At 59.6% G+C, this 14,491-nt stretch carries 6 protein-coding genes; 4 read left to right on the forward strand and 2 right to left on the reverse strand.

Annotated elements, in window-relative coordinates:
- Positions 1-82: 82 nt before the first annotated feature.
- Positions 83-3,379, reverse strand: a complete 3,297-nt coding sequence (locus GTQ55_RS15255) for a TonB-dependent receptor (RefSeq protein WP_161859501.1) — start codon at positions 3,377-3,379, stop codon at positions 83-85.
- 435 nt (positions 3,380-3,814) lie between these two features.
- On the opposite strand from GTQ55_RS15255, the gene GTQ55_RS15260 reads away from it, so the two are divergent.
- A complete protein-coding gene (locus GTQ55_RS15260) occupies positions 3,815-6,439 on the forward strand; it encodes an endo-1,4-beta-xylanase (protein ID WP_161859502.1) in 2,625 nt (874 codons plus the stop codon).
- Between the two features lie 207 nt (positions 6,440-6,646).
- Here the strand turns inward: GTQ55_RS15260 and GTQ55_RS15265 are convergent, their stop codons facing one another.
- A complete protein-coding gene (locus GTQ55_RS15265) occupies positions 6,647-9,337 on the reverse strand; it encodes a glycoside hydrolase family 3 C-terminal domain-containing protein (RefSeq protein ID WP_161859503.1) in 2,691 nt (896 codons plus the stop codon).
- A gap of 188 nt (positions 9,338-9,525) precedes the next feature.
- Between GTQ55_RS15265 and GTQ55_RS15270 the strand changes: the two genes are divergently transcribed.
- Genes GTQ55_RS15270 through GTQ55_RS15280 form a run of 3 tightly spaced genes read left to right on the forward strand, consistent with a single transcriptional unit; the run spans position 9,526 to position 14,407 of the window.
- Positions 9,526-11,556, forward strand: a complete 2,031-nt coding sequence (locus GTQ55_RS15270) for a sialate O-acetylesterase (RefSeq protein ID WP_161859504.1) — start codon at positions 9,526-9,528, stop codon at positions 11,554-11,556.
- A 20-nt stretch (positions 11,557-11,576) separates the two neighbouring features.
- Positions 11,577-12,554 carry an aldo/keto reductase gene (locus GTQ55_RS15275; protein WP_161859505.1) on the forward strand — a complete coding sequence of 326 codons (978 nt, stop codon included), beginning with the start codon at positions 11,577-11,579 and terminating at the stop codon, positions 12,552-12,554.
- A gap of 53 nt (positions 12,555-12,607) precedes the next feature.
- Positions 12,608-14,407, forward strand: a complete 1,800-nt coding sequence (locus GTQ55_RS15280) for a glycoside hydrolase family 9 protein (protein ID WP_161859506.1) — start codon at positions 12,608-12,610, stop codon at positions 14,405-14,407.
- The last annotated feature ends 84 nt before the right edge of the window (positions 14,408-14,491 follow it).

Consider the following 14,491-nt stretch of genomic DNA (forward strand, 5'->3'; position numbering starts at 1 on the left):
AAAGGCGCACTGCGAACAGTGCGCCGACGAGAAAGCACAACAATATCCTGTGAGAGGAAGGCGTGCAAAAGGTGATATTTAATTAAAAGTTCGCGCGTACAATCAGTGCATAACGTCGGTCCTGAATGAACCAGGAACGTCCGGCTTGGGTACCCTGGTTGTCCAACTGCATGATGGTTTCCGTCTGGGTATCCAGCAGGTTGGAGGCCTGCAATCCCACGGTTACCCCGTTGTCGAAGTTATAGAACACGGAACCGTCCATATACCCGGCATCGTCATTGAAGATCGGATATTTACTGATGGTATCGCGGGTAGTCAGCAGATACTTCGAACGCCAGTTGTACGCGAGGCGCGCGGACCAGGGCCCTTTCTCGTACATACCCACCACATTGAACGTATGCTCGGAAACACCGCGCAGTGGCAGCAGGGAAATATCCGGCAGCGGATAGCGGTCAAAGGCCTCCTCTTCTCCAGTAGTAGGCTCCCCAGCCCCCTCAACACCACTGTTGCTGAGGCCGGAATCAATCCAGGTGTAGTTCAGCTGCAGACCAACCCCATCAAACGGCGCCGGCAGGAAATCGTAGAACTGCTGATAGGCCAACTCCACGCCCTGCATAAATCCGTCACCGCCGTTGACGGTGGATTCGAAGTCCACGGTCTGCACCTGGCCGGTTTGCGGGTTGGCGAAGTCGCGTGGGAAAGCACCCTTGATAAAGGTATCGCTCAGGTCCTTGTAGAACAGCGAGGTGGTGAACGAGCCTACATCGGCAAAGTACCACTCCACAGAGGCGTCGTACTGAATAGACTCCATCGGCCACAGGTAGGGGTTGCCGCCGGAACCGGTCCAGTCTACCGGCGCCACCGACACGATATTGGTACCGGTATCTTCCGTTTCTTCACCGTCCACCGGAGGCTCGACCGGGCCATCTTCACGTACCACACCCAACTGGCGGGCACCGATCACAGCCTGGTTTTTTACTTCCGACATATCCGGCAGGGCAATCGCCTTGGAAACCGCAAAGCGGGCCAGCAGATCTTCGCGCAGCTCCAGTTTCAGGTTGACGCTCGGCAGTACGGTACTGTATTTGCTCCACGCTTCTTCGGTGCTGAAGGCGTCATTACCAAAGGCCTTTTCTTCCGGTGTCAGCCAGTTGTTGGCATCGCGGGCATAGGCCATGGCCTCTCTCTCGGTGGCGAAGCGCTCATCCAGAACCGCCTGGGTAGCCCACTCTTCAATGGAGTCGTAGTCATTCAGCACCACCGGCGCGCCATCCGGATACGGCAGGCCGACAAAGTCCGGATACTGCACCGAGCCCAGCGCCTCGCGCTCCAGCTCTACATAACGCAGGCCGACATTACCGGAAAAACGCAGCGCGGTTTCATCGGAACCGAAGTCCAGACGGACATAGGCGGCACGATTGGTCTCGGTGGTGTCAAACACTTCCGGTGCCTGGAATATACCCTTGGCGATAATGTCGTCGCGGGTCGGGTAGGGTTCCCAGGGATCGCCGTCGGAGGAAATAAACAAGTCGCGGTTACCCTGGATCACGCCTTTCACATAATCCGCATCCGGGAACAGGAATCCGCCGCCGGGCACACTGAGTACACCGCCGCGATGGAAGTCGCTGAAGTTGACGTATTCGTAGGGCTGGTTGGCCACTTCCGGATCATTGAGGTAGTACGGCGTATTCCACTCCGCGCCGATGGTGCCCCAGTTATAGGAAGTGATGCGCACCGTCTGATCCCGCTGCGCCATGCGCGCACCGAACTTGGCCGCGCGCAGCAGACCCAGAGGCTCTTCACTGAAGTAGTAGGTGCCGTCAAAGCGCCCGGCGATGGACTCGCCCTCGGAGCGCTCGTAGTGGTCCATGGCGGAGCGCCACCAGTAATTCTGCGGATCTTTAAACCAGTTGGGGTCACTGCTGCCGTCATAGGGCTGATTTGGATCGCCCACCACCAGGGTGGGGGTATCCCCGCTGGCGTCATAGGTCTGGGACATCCACTGGCCGAGAGCAACCTGCAGATCGTCATCCTGGGTTTCTGCCTGGATATACTGCAGGTCGAAGCTGTACTCCCAGTTTTCATTGGGCGTAAGCTGCAGGTTGAAGGCGACATCGTCCACCACAGTGTGGGTATCCTTGACCCGGGTGTCGGTCTGGAACTTGGAGCCGTACTGATCACCACCCGGGGCATAGCCACCGCGCCAGCCGGCCTCGGTCACCATGGAACCCTGCTCGAAGACACCGTCATCGTCGAAGGAGAACTCCGTACCAGCCAGCGGGCCGACGGTGCGCGCCGCATCGTAGGAGTCACCCTGGTATTTCACCGCATTCTCGGCCCAAGACAGGCGAGAGTCCGAGCGCATGAACTGCGCGGTTGCCAGAATCGTTTCGTCGGCACTGGCCCACTGGAAGGCGCCTGCATAGCCTTTGCGCTCGCGGTCGTCGCTTTTCTGGAAGAAGTTGGACGCATTCGGCAACCAGACGGTGTCGAAGCCTTCCGCTCCGGCAATGCCTTCGGCGTCGAAATTGAGGTAGGTGTCGGACTGGATGCCGTGAGACGTGCCTTGCAACTCGGAGTGGGCCACGTTGAACAGCACACCGAACTCACCGGCTTCTGTCGTCCAGCGGTCGCTGTAAAGCGCGGACACGCTGGGCGTGCTTTTTTCATCCAGGTCACCCTGGGAGTAGTCGGCCGAGACTGAAAAGGTCTGCTCCGGGCTGTCGAAGGGTTTACGGGTACGCAGGCTGACGGTACCGCCGATACCACCCTCGATCATGTCCGCAGACTGGTTTTTGTAAACATCCACACCACCCATCAGCTCCGGCGGTACATCCTGGAAGGACAGCCCGCGGCCTGAATTGGCAGTAAAGGAATCGCGCCCATTGAATTCGGAGCGGGTTGCGGTCATACCCCGGATAACGGCACCGGAGCCCTCGACACCGAAGTGGTCCGGGTCATCGGCGCCGGAGAAGCGCTCGATCGACACCCCGGGCATCCGCTGCATCGCCTCCAGCACACTGCGGTCCGGCAGTGAGCCCATGTCCTCGGAAGAGATGGAGTCGACGAAGGTGTCGGCGTTGCGCTTGATCTCCTGTGCGCTCTGCAGGTTGTAGCGCACTCCGCTGACCGAAACCTCCTCCAGTGCGCCGTCGTAAGCGGGGCTGCTTAGTTCACTATCGTCACTATTGGATTGTTGTTGAACAGCCTCACCCTGCTCACCCTGCGATGCTTCGACCTCACCGTCCTGGGCATACGCGAAGCCCGGCCCCGCCACTGCGGTAGTGGTTGCCAGGGCGAAAATGACTTCCGAGAGCCGATTTTTCTTGAATCGGTTTTTCTGGAACTGTTTTTTATTGATCTTTTTGGTACTAAACATGGGCGTGCCCCCATCTCGCTGTGTGCCGCCGCACGGGAGTTCATCACGCTCCGGAGCGGCTGCGGCGGCTTGTTATTGTGAGTGTGAATTCTGCTTTGTTACCGCTAACAATTTCTAGAATTATTCACTCACGCCCCCACTGTCAAGGACTTTCACCCCCCCAGTCTAGGCGCTATGGCCGCCCAGTGGAGGACTTTGGCGCCACTTGTTGTAAACGTTTACATCGAATGGTAGCGTTATCGGAAGTTGGGCCGCAGAGCTCAGCGTATGAGATGTGCGCCAATAAAAATAGCGATGACTCCAGCGATGGCACGCCCGAATTCTGTGGGGCCTCCCTGCGTCAGTAGCCTGGGGCGGCGCCCCAACGCCGCCCTGACAAACCGTATTTACAACAAAAAAGCCCGGAAAACCGGGTCAACGGGAAGGGTATCGACCATGAAAAACACTCTGTTTCCAATTGCCGTACTGGCTGTGGCCATAGCCTCCGCCGGCTGTACCAATAAAGAAATCGAACAGCCCGATCAGGCGCAGGTGACCGATAACAATCTCGCCCCGACCGCCGATGCTGGCCCGGACCGCACGGTAAGCGAAGGCGCCAGCGTGACCCTCTCCGGCTCCGGCTCAGACATGGACGGCAGCATTGCCAGTTACAACTGGAGCCAGGTTTCCGGCCCTTCCGTAACGCTGACCGCCGGTGACGCTGGCACCACCACCTTTACCGCGCCGGCAGTGGAGTCCTCTTCCCAGCTGGTTTTTGAGCTGCGCGTCAACGACGACGGCGGTGCCGCCAGCCCCGCAGACGCGGTGACGGTCACGGTGCTCCCGACCTACGACAAGTTCTTTGGTACCGCCATCGAGCACCCGGACGACTACAACCAGCTCACCACCTATTTCAACCAGATCACCCCCGGCAATGCGGCCAAGTGGGGCAGCGTGGAATCCGAACGGGATATGCCGGTGTGGACGGACCTCGATACCGCCCATACCTTTGCCGAGAGCAACAATCTTCACTTCAAATTCCACACCCTGTTCTGGGGCCAGCAGCAACCGGGCTGGATTGAGGGCCTGACTGCTGAAGAACAGCGCGCAGAGATCGATGAGTGGCTGACCGATGTGGCCGCGCGCTACCCGAACCTGGATATGATCGATGTGGTCAACGAGCCACTGCATGCGCCCCCCGCCTATAAAGAGGCCCTGGGTGGCGACGGTGATACCGGTTGGGACTGGCTGATTACCGCTTTTGAGCTGGCCCGCGAGCACTTCCCCGAGTCCAAGCTCATTCTCAACGACTACAACATTCTCAACCTGGAAGATGCCACGGAAGATTACCTGGCACTGGTGGATCTGCTGAACAGCCGCGACCTGATTGATGGAGTGGGTGTACAGGCACACTTCCTCGAGCAGTCTCTCGGGGTGGATGTGGCAGCCAACCTGGATACCCTGGCCAGTGCCGGGTTGCCCATCTATGTTTCCGAGCTGGACATCAACTTCGCCGACGACGCGCGCCACGCCAACAAGTTGCGCGAGCTATTTACCGTATTCTGGGAACACCCGGCGGTGGCCGGGGTCACCCACTGGGGTTACCGCCAGGGTTATATGTGGCGCAGCGAAGCCTGGCTGCTGGCCAGCGACGGCACCGAGCGTGCCGGCCTGCAGTGGCTGAACTGCTACCTGGCAGAAAACCAGGACTGCGATGTACTGGTTCCGGAATACGTCCCTGGCGGCTGGAGCGGCAGCGATGAGTTGCTCACCCTGGAAGCGGAACTCTACGACGAGGGACGCGGGGTACAGGCTGCCGGCAATATCGTCGCGCAGACGGATCTAGGCGACTGGATTCGCTTCCAGTCGGTGGAATTCAACGAGGCCTGGGACAGCTTCAGCGTCAACTACGCCAAAGGCGCCGGCGAAGCCGGCAGTATTTCGATTCGCCTGGGCAGCCTCGATGCCGCCGATGCCCTGAACGTGCAGCTGCCGGCCACCAACGGCTGGAGTGACTTCCAGACCATCACCGCAGACTGGTCGCCAGTCTCCGGGACACAGGATGTCTACGTGCGTTTCAATGACGTGGCGGGCGTGGGCAATATCGACTGGCTGCGCTTTGGGGTTGCCGGTGCCGAGCCGGTCAACAACCTGGTGAGCAATGGCGACTTCGAGCAGGGCGCCGATGGCTGGGGTGCTGGCTGGGCCGGCGGTGCTTTGAGCACTTCCACTGACTACGCCAAGTCCGGCAATCGCAGTCTGCTGGCTTCCGGGTTTGGCAGCGGCGCCTATGCGACCTATGACCTGACTACGTTACTGGAACCCGGCACCAATTATCCGGTCAGTGCCTGGGCGCTGCATACCGGTGCCGGGGCCGCACAGATCACCCTGGTCACCAAGCTGGCCTGTGAGGGTCAGAGCGATCAGTACATCTGGCTGAATAACCAGGGCGAAGCACCCGCACAAACCTGGGTGCAGCTGAGCGGTCTTCTGGAAATTGCCGCAGACTGCCAGATCAATGAAGCCCTGCTCTACTTCGAGAACACTCCTGGCGGTACCGATGTCTACATCGATGCAGTGGAGGTGATTGCACCGGGCGGCGAGGAGCCGGCGAGCAATAACCTGATTACCGACGGTGGTTTTGAGGGTACGGCGCTGTCGTCCAGCTGGAGTGCCTGGTGGACTGGCGGCACTTCTCTGGCCATCAGCGACGAACAGGCGCAGGCGGGCAGTCAAAGCCTGAAAATTTCCGACCGCGTGGAAAACTCGATGCCCTCTTACGATCTGACATCGAAAGTGGAAGCGGGTGCGACGTACGATGTGAGCCTCTTTGTACAACATTCCGGCCCCGAAGCAGCACCGATATCACTTACCCAAAAGCTGGTCTGTGAAGGCGCGGACGATGCTTATGTGGGCGTGGCTTCTGCTGAGAGTATGGCGGCCAACACATGGACGGAAATGACCGGAACGCTGGAAGTCCCGGGTGATTGCACCGTGAATGAATTGCGGTTGTACTTTGAGGGCATCCCGGCTGCGGTGGAAACGCTATATATTGATGAGTTTTCGGTTACTCCGCAGTGATTTGGTGAATAACTTCGTAGCTTAGCCCGGTGGCGGCAGATCGCCGGTTCGTGGACGGCGGTCTCTGACCGCCGTCCAACAAAAACATTCACTCCCAAGACCCACAAGACCCACAAGACCCACAAGACCCACAAGACCCACAAGACCCACAAGCGCAACAGTGGGTATTGTGAGTCTTATGGGTATTGGGACAATCGATAACACTTTCTACTGAATGGCCACGGTCGCTTCCGCAATCTGCGGTGCTGCCAGGTATTCCCCCTGCCCTGACCCGACCGTGAGGTGTAACCGGCCGCGGTAAGGCTGGAAGACACCGTCGTTGTCTACGTAGGCAATATCGTCGCTCTCGATCACAAACGAGAGTTCGGCCGAATCACCGGGGGCCAGTTGCGTGTGCCTGAAAGCTTTCAGTTCACGGATCGGGACCTCGACCGGCGCATCCGGCATGCTCAGGTAAACCTGACTGATTTCGCCACCGGCTCGCTCACCACGGTTGGTCACGGTTACATCAACCGCAAGATCCTGCCCTGACGCAATGGCTTCGGGAACCTTCAGGTCACTGTAGGCAAATTCTGTGTAACTGAGGCCGTGGCCAAATGGATAGAGCACATCGCCGGTAAAGTAGCGATAGGTGCGATTGGCAAACGAATAGCCCTTGAAGTCCGGCAGGTCCTCGACACTGCGATAGAAGGTCACCGGCAGACGAGCGGACGGGTTCGCATCCCCCCATAGCACGCGTGCCAGCGCCGTACCGGTGGCTTCGCCGGGATAGAACGCCTGCACAATCGCGTTGAGGTTTTTATCCTCCCAGTTCAGGGCCATGGCACTGCCGCTGAAGTTCACCATGACGATCGGCTTGCCCAGTGTTTTCAGCTTGCGCAGCAGCGCTTGCTGTACCGCGGGCAGCTGGATATCGGTGCGGTCTCCGCGATCAAACCCTGCCAGCTCTACCGACATTTCCTCGCCCTCGAGCTCCGCGGAGATACCGCCGGTAAAGATAATGACCTCCGCCCCACGTGCCACCTCCAGCGCCTCGGCCACATAGTCCCGGGAGGTATTCACCCACTTCAGCTGCACTTCCGGTTCCAGCGGGCTACCCGATACGGTGCGCAGGAACACATCCGAAAGAGTCAGGGTATATTCCTCTCCGGCCAAAAGTGAGATCGGGCCCTCGACAGGCTGACCATTGATCGACAGCGCTGCACCGGTTTTAAACAGGTAGCTTCCAGACTCCTGTGGTACCAGTATACCGCTCCACACCACCCCGAAGTCCCCGTTTACCGTGTCATCCACCGGAGAGCGGCGCCAGTGGAAATCCACCTCAGTATCGATACGGGTAACCGCCGGCGCCTCTGCCAGTGTGGTTGCCGGTATATAGCGGAAATCTCGTGCTTTCTCTCCGCGGGCAAGGTCCACGGGGAAGTATTCCGCGCTCAGGCCCGCCTGCAGCGCCCCATTCGGGTCGCGGTGAAACAGATTCTCCGCGCTTACGACTTCATAGTGCCCGTACTGATCGGCGATCAGCGGAGAACCCGGGGCATACACCACCTGTTCGGCGCCCGCCCGCGCCCGGATTCCCGCCAGCGGCGTCACCGCTTGTATCGGTGTGCCGTGATAATTTCCTACCAGTACGGAAAAATTGGTGGCATTGGGGCCGATAACCGCAACCCTGGTGCCCTCTGCCAGGGGGAGCACGCCGTCGTTTTTCAGCAGCACCATGGATTTTTCGGCGACTTTTTCCGCCAGTGCCAGATGCGCCTCTGAGCCTACGACCGACATGGGAATCTTTGTGTAGGGCACGGAATCTGCGGGGTCGAACATGCCCAGCTTGAAACGCGTGGTAAACAGACGTTTGAGCGCGGTGTCGATATCACTTTCATCGATCATTTCACGCTGCAGAGCGAACCCCAGGTTGGCAAAGGTACTGAGGCGGCCCGTGCCACAGTTCACGTCGGTGCCGGCCTTCAGTGCCCAGGCCGCGGCCGCTGCCGGCGCCTTGACCACGTTGTGCGCATCGGGCTCGTAAAAATCGGCAATCGCACCGCAGTCGGATACCACATGCCCGTTAAAGCCCCACTGCTCCCGCAGGGTTTCTTTCAGCAGCATGTCGCTGCCACAGGCAGGTTCGCCATTGACCCGGTTGTAAGCGCACATGACCGCTTCCACGTCCGCCTCCACCACCGCGGTCTTGAACGCCGGGAAATAGGTCTCGGCCAGATCTTTGCGGCTCGCCGTATAGTCATCGGAGTGGCGGGATTTTTCCGGGCCGCTGTGCACCGCAAAATGCTTCGCCATCGCCGCGGTTTTCAGATAGCGGGGGTCGTCCCCCTGAAGCCCATTGATAAAGGACACTGCCATCTGGCCCGTCAGATAAGGGTCTTCACCGTAGGTCTCCTGTCCCCGCCCCCAGCGCGGGTCGCGAAAGATATTGATGTTGGGTGACCAGAATGTCAGCCCGGTATAACGAAACGCCATGCCGTTATCGGCAAAGTAGTGGTGTTTGGCCCGCGCCTCGTCGGAAATTGCGACCGCCACCTCGCCCAGCAATTGATCGTCAAAGGTTGCCGCCAATCCAATCGCCTGGGGAAAGACCGTGGCCTTGCCGGCACGGGCCACGCCGTGCAGGGCCTCGTTCCACCAGTCATATTTCGGCACCCCCAACCGCTCGATCGCCGGCGCATCGTTGTACAGCTGGCCAATTTTTTCCGACAGGGTCATCCGCTCCACCAGATCATCCACCCGCTGCGGTATGGGAAGCGCGGTATCGAGATAGGGCGGGCTGCCGCCAGCATCGTGCAGTGTGGCAACAGTGTCGGTGTGGTCCGCAGTATCTAAAGGCCCCCTGCTACAAGCAGCGAGCAGCAGAACACACAGCGGAAAGGACAGGGCTTTATTCATTGTTATCTTCCTTAGGCTTTCGCGACCAACGAGTGTAACCAGCGCCTCAACATATTGTAAACGTTTACATTAATTGGTAGCGTTACCCGGGAGTGCAGAACCTCCACAGACCGCGTCCGGTCATCGGCGACCGCTGACAGCCGCGCCAGAATAAAAACCACCTGCACCACAGCGATGAGGAAGCCAACATGCAAGCTCGCCTTTCCACCCGTGTGTGCCTGACGTTCGGGCTGATCACCACTCTGTCACTTACCACTCCGGCAACCGCGGAAGTCACCCTGCCCAGGCTCGTCAGCGACGGCATGGTGCTGCAGCGGGAGGCACCGGTAAAAATCTGGGGCTGGGCGGATGCCGGGGAGCGGGTACAGGTGGAGTTCCTCGGTGAACAATACCGCACCGAGGCCAGCGACGGCGGCGACTGGTCCATCACCCTGAAGCCCGCACCCGCCGGCGGCCCTCACACCCTGCGCGTGCGCGGTGACAACGAAATACAGCTGAATGACATCCTGCTGGGGGACGTGTGGCTGGCCTCCGGGCAGTCCAATATGGAGTACCCGATCAACCGCATTGCCCACGCCTTTGCCGATGAGATTGCGGCGGTGGACAACCCGCGTATCCGCCAGTTCCAGGTGCCGCAGACCTACGACTTCAATGCGCCGCAGCTGGATCTATCCGATGGGCAGTGGCTGCCGGCCACACCGCAGAATATCCAGAACTTTTCCGCGGTGGCCTATTTCTTTGCCGACAAAACCCAGCAGCGCGAACAGGTTCCCATCGGCGTGATCAACAGCAGCCTGGGCGGCTCGCCCGCGGAGGCCTGGGTAAGCGAGGAAACCCTGCAGCAGTTTCCCGCACACCTGGCAGAAAAGAAAAAGTTTGAAGACTCGCAGCGGATCGAATCTATCCGCCGCGAAGATCGCGCGCGCAGCGACCGCTGGTACGCCACAGCGGCACAAAAAGATCGTGGCCAACGCCCAGGGAAAACACCCTGGTATGCCCCCGAGCTGGAAACAAAAGACTGGGAGACTTTTTCCGTTCCCGGTTACTGGGCGGACCAGGCCGGGATCGAAGAGAAAGGAGTTTTCTGGCTGCGCAAAACCATCACGCTGCCGCAAGTCCAGGCCGGCAAGGCGGCGCTACTGGAGCTGGGGCGCATCGTGGATGCCGATGAAACCTGGATCAACGGCCACAAGGTCGGCAACACCACCTACCTCTACCCCCGCCGGCGCTACCAGGTACCGGCAGGGGTGCTGCAGGCGGGAGAGAATGTCATCGCCATTCGCGTGACCAACAACGGCGGTGCCCGCGGCGGCTTTGTTGAAGACAAGCCCTACCAGCTGACGGTGGGCGGCGAGTCACTTGACCTGAAAGGCCCATGGCAATTCAGGCAGTCCGCACAATTACCTCAGCTGGAAAGCCAGACCTTTGTGCGCTGGAAGCCGGGCGGCCTGTACAACGCCATGCTGCACCCGCTGCAGAACTACCGTATCAAGGGCGCACTCTGGTATCAGGGCGAGTCCAACGTGGGGCGTGCACAGGAATACCGCAAACTATTCCCGGCACTGATCCGCGACTGGCGCGCAGGCTGGGCGCAGAACGCCGGGCAGCAAGAATTGCCCTTCCTGTTTGTGCAGCTGGCAAATTTCCTCGAACCGAAAACCTCCCCCGGCGACAGCGCCTGGGCAGAACTGCGCGCGGCCCAGGCCAGCGCACTTTCACTGGATGACACGGCAATGGCGGTCATCATCGACGCCGGTGAATGGAACGATATTCATCCGCTCGACAAGAAAACCGTGGGCGAGCGCCTGGCACTGGCGGCAGCAAGCCGTGTCTACGGCCACAAGGACATCACGGGCTCCGGGCCTCAACTGCAATCGGCGCAAGTGAATGAGGAAAAAATCGTACTGAGCTTTTCACATACCGATGGTGGTCTGACAGCAAAACCCTGTGCGTCGAATTGCAGCAACCGCGGCCCGGCTTCAGAACTGTTTGAATTTGCCGTCGCCGGCAGCGACGGCAAATTTCACTGGGCCAACGCCCGGATCAATGGACGCAGGGTGGAGGTGTGGAGCGACCAGGTACCCGTGCCTGAGGTTGTGCGCTATGCCTGGGCCGACAACCCGACCGGGGCCAACCTGTACAACGGAGCCGGGCTACCAGCCGCGCCGTTCCAGATTACCGCTCAGGCACGCCCGCCTGAAACGTCCCACAATCACTAGTCGTTCACAGGAGTGTGTTTATGCACATGCGCCAACTTGGAAAAACCGGGTATCAAGTCAGTGAAATCGGCCTCGGCTGCTGGCAACTGGGAGGCGATTTCGGGCCGCTCGCGGAAGGTACCGCCAATGCCATCCTCGATGCCGCGAGCCAGCAAGGGGTCAATTTCTGGGATACCGCCGATGTCTACGGCGGCGGCCTGAGCGAACAGCGCATTGGCGACTTCCAAAACAGACCGAAAGACCTGCTGGTAGCAACCAAAGTGGGACGCGGTGAAGGGTTGTATCCGGATGGCTACCGTTTTGCTGCGGTGCGCGACAGCCTGCAGGCGTCCGCAAAGCGCCTGGGGGTAGAAACAATCGATCTCGCACAGCTGCACTGTGTGCCCCATGAAGTACTGAAGCACGGCGAGATTTTCAGCTGGCTGGACGACCTCAAGCAGGAAGGGCTGATTCGCCACTACGGTGCCAGCGTGGAAACACTTGATGAGGCATTTACCTGTTTGCAGGCACCGGGCCTCGCCACCCTGCAGGTTATCTTTAACGTCTTTCGCCAGGATGCCGCCGCAGACCTGTTGGGTGCGGCACAGGAGCGAGAGGTTGGCATTATTGTGCGCCTGCCGCTGGCGTCCGGCCTGCTCTCGGGCAAGTTCCATCGCCACACCGTTTTCGCCGAGAGCGATCATCGGAACTATAACCGCGACGGTGCGGCTTTCTCCGTGGGTGAGACTTTTGGCGGAATCCCTTTTGAAAAAGGTGTGACCCTGGCACAGGGGCTCCAGAAAATCCTGCCTGAAAATGGCGATATGGCAGCCCTGTGTCTGCGCTGGATTCTCGATCATCCGGCGGTTTCCACCATTATTGCCGGTGCGTCCAGTCCACAGCAGATCAGGAGCAACGTATCGGCCTCCCGAATTTCACCCCTCCCGGAATCTCTCCACCGTGAACTGGCACGCTACTACCACAGGCAAGTGCGTCCGCATATTCGCGGCTCCATCTGACAAACCGCAACTCAGAGTACACCCAACAAAATAATGATTCGCTGGAGAACACCATGGCCAACCGGTCTTCACTCAAAAAGATTGCGCGGGGCTGCGCACTGGCCGTCGCTGCCACCAGCGTATTCTGCTCACATGTGGGCGCCGTCGAGCAGACGCCGGTAGAGTTTCGCCTCAACCAGCTCGGCTTTACCCCGGCTACAGAAAAGCTCGCGGTGGTGATCGCGGATCGGAACATCGCCACCAATGAATTCTTGGTACGCAGTGTCGATTCAGGCGAGCCGGTGCTGCGCGGAAAATTACAAGCGGCGAAAGCTAAAACCTGGTCGGGACAGCACAGCTGGCTGGCAAATTTTTCCGAACTGAATGAATCCGGCAGCTATCTGCTGGAGCTTCCATCGTCGGGGCGCTCTGAACCCTTCCGCATCGAAAAGGACCTTTACCAGCAGCTCGGCGCCGCCAGTCTCAAGGCTTTCTATTTTCAACGTGCCTCCATGCCGCTGGACGAAACCTACGCTGGCCCTTGGGCACGGGCAGCGGGACATCCAGACAACAAGGTACTGATCCACCCATCCGCCGCCGGGCCACAACGCCCGTCTGGCACAGTAGTTTCCGCCCCCAGGGGCTGGTATGACGCCGGCGACTACAACAAATATGTAGTCAATAGTGGCATTACCATGGGCACGCTGATGAGTGCCTATGAGCGGTTCCCGGAATATTTTTCCGCACAGCGGCTGGACATTCCCGAGTCGGAAAATGCACTCCCGGATATTCTCGACGAGGTGCACTACAACCTTGCGTGGATGGCCGCCATGCAGGATCCTGCAGACGGCGGTGTCTATCACAAACTGACCACTGCGGGATTTGAAGGCATGGTCGCCGCACACAAGGCGACACAGCAGCGCTATATGGTGCAGAAGACTACTGCCGCTGCGCTGGACTTTGCCGCCGTCATGGCACAGGCCGCACGGGTATACGCACCCTACTCGGAACAGGAAAGCGAAAACCACCTCGAGGCCGCACTGGCCGCGTGGCAGTGGGCAGAGAAAAACCCTGCGGTGACCTACCGCCAGGACGAGCTCAATGAGAAGTTCGATCCGGATGTGACCACTGGCGCCTACGGTGACGAAGAGCTGGACGACGAGCGCCTGTGGGCGGCGGCGGAACTCTATCTGGCCACCGGTGACGACGATTTCTGGTCGGTGATTACTGCGGCACAGCGGGATTACAGCCTGCCCAACTGGGCCGACGTGCGCTGGCTGGGCTACTACAGCCTGCTCGCCCATAAAGAAAAATTACCTTCCGACAGCGGCCCCTGGCGCAGCACCATCGAAAAGAATCTCACCGTCGCCGCGCGCCAGTTGCGCAATGCCGGCGAGCAAAGTCCCTACCGCGCGCCCATGGTGAGCGATCCCGCCCTGTTTGTGTGGGGCAGTAATGCGGTGGCGGCCAACCAGGGCATCCTGTTTCTGGAGGCCTTCCGAGTTACCGGCGACAGCGCATTCCTGCGCAGTGCCGAGGCCACGCGGGATTACCTGCTGGGGCGCAACGCCACCGGTTATTCCTATGTCACCGGCTTCGGCCGCAAAACACCCCAGCACCCCCACCACCGCCTGGCCGCAGCAAATCCGGATATGCCGCCGCTGCCCGGTTTTCTGGTGGGCGGACCAAACCCCTCACAGCAGGACGGCTGCGCGTATACCAGCAAGGTGGCCGACGAGTCCTACACCGATGAGGTGTGCAGCTACGCCAGCAATGAAATTGCCATCAACTGGAACGCACCGCTGGCTTATCTGGCCAATGGGCTGAACGCCATCGAAAGCCAGCACAGCGATGGGTGCACACATCATGAATAAGCTGCTCAAGCTCTGGCGTTATTGAGCCCCATAAAAACTACTTTGCATGAGCCTGCCCACAGGCAGGCTCCCACCCCGAAACTA

Source organism: Microbulbifer hydrolyticus (assembly GCF_009931115.1).
GTDB classification, from domain to species: domain Bacteria; phylum Pseudomonadota; class Gammaproteobacteria; order Pseudomonadales; family Cellvibrionaceae; genus Microbulbifer; species Microbulbifer hydrolyticus.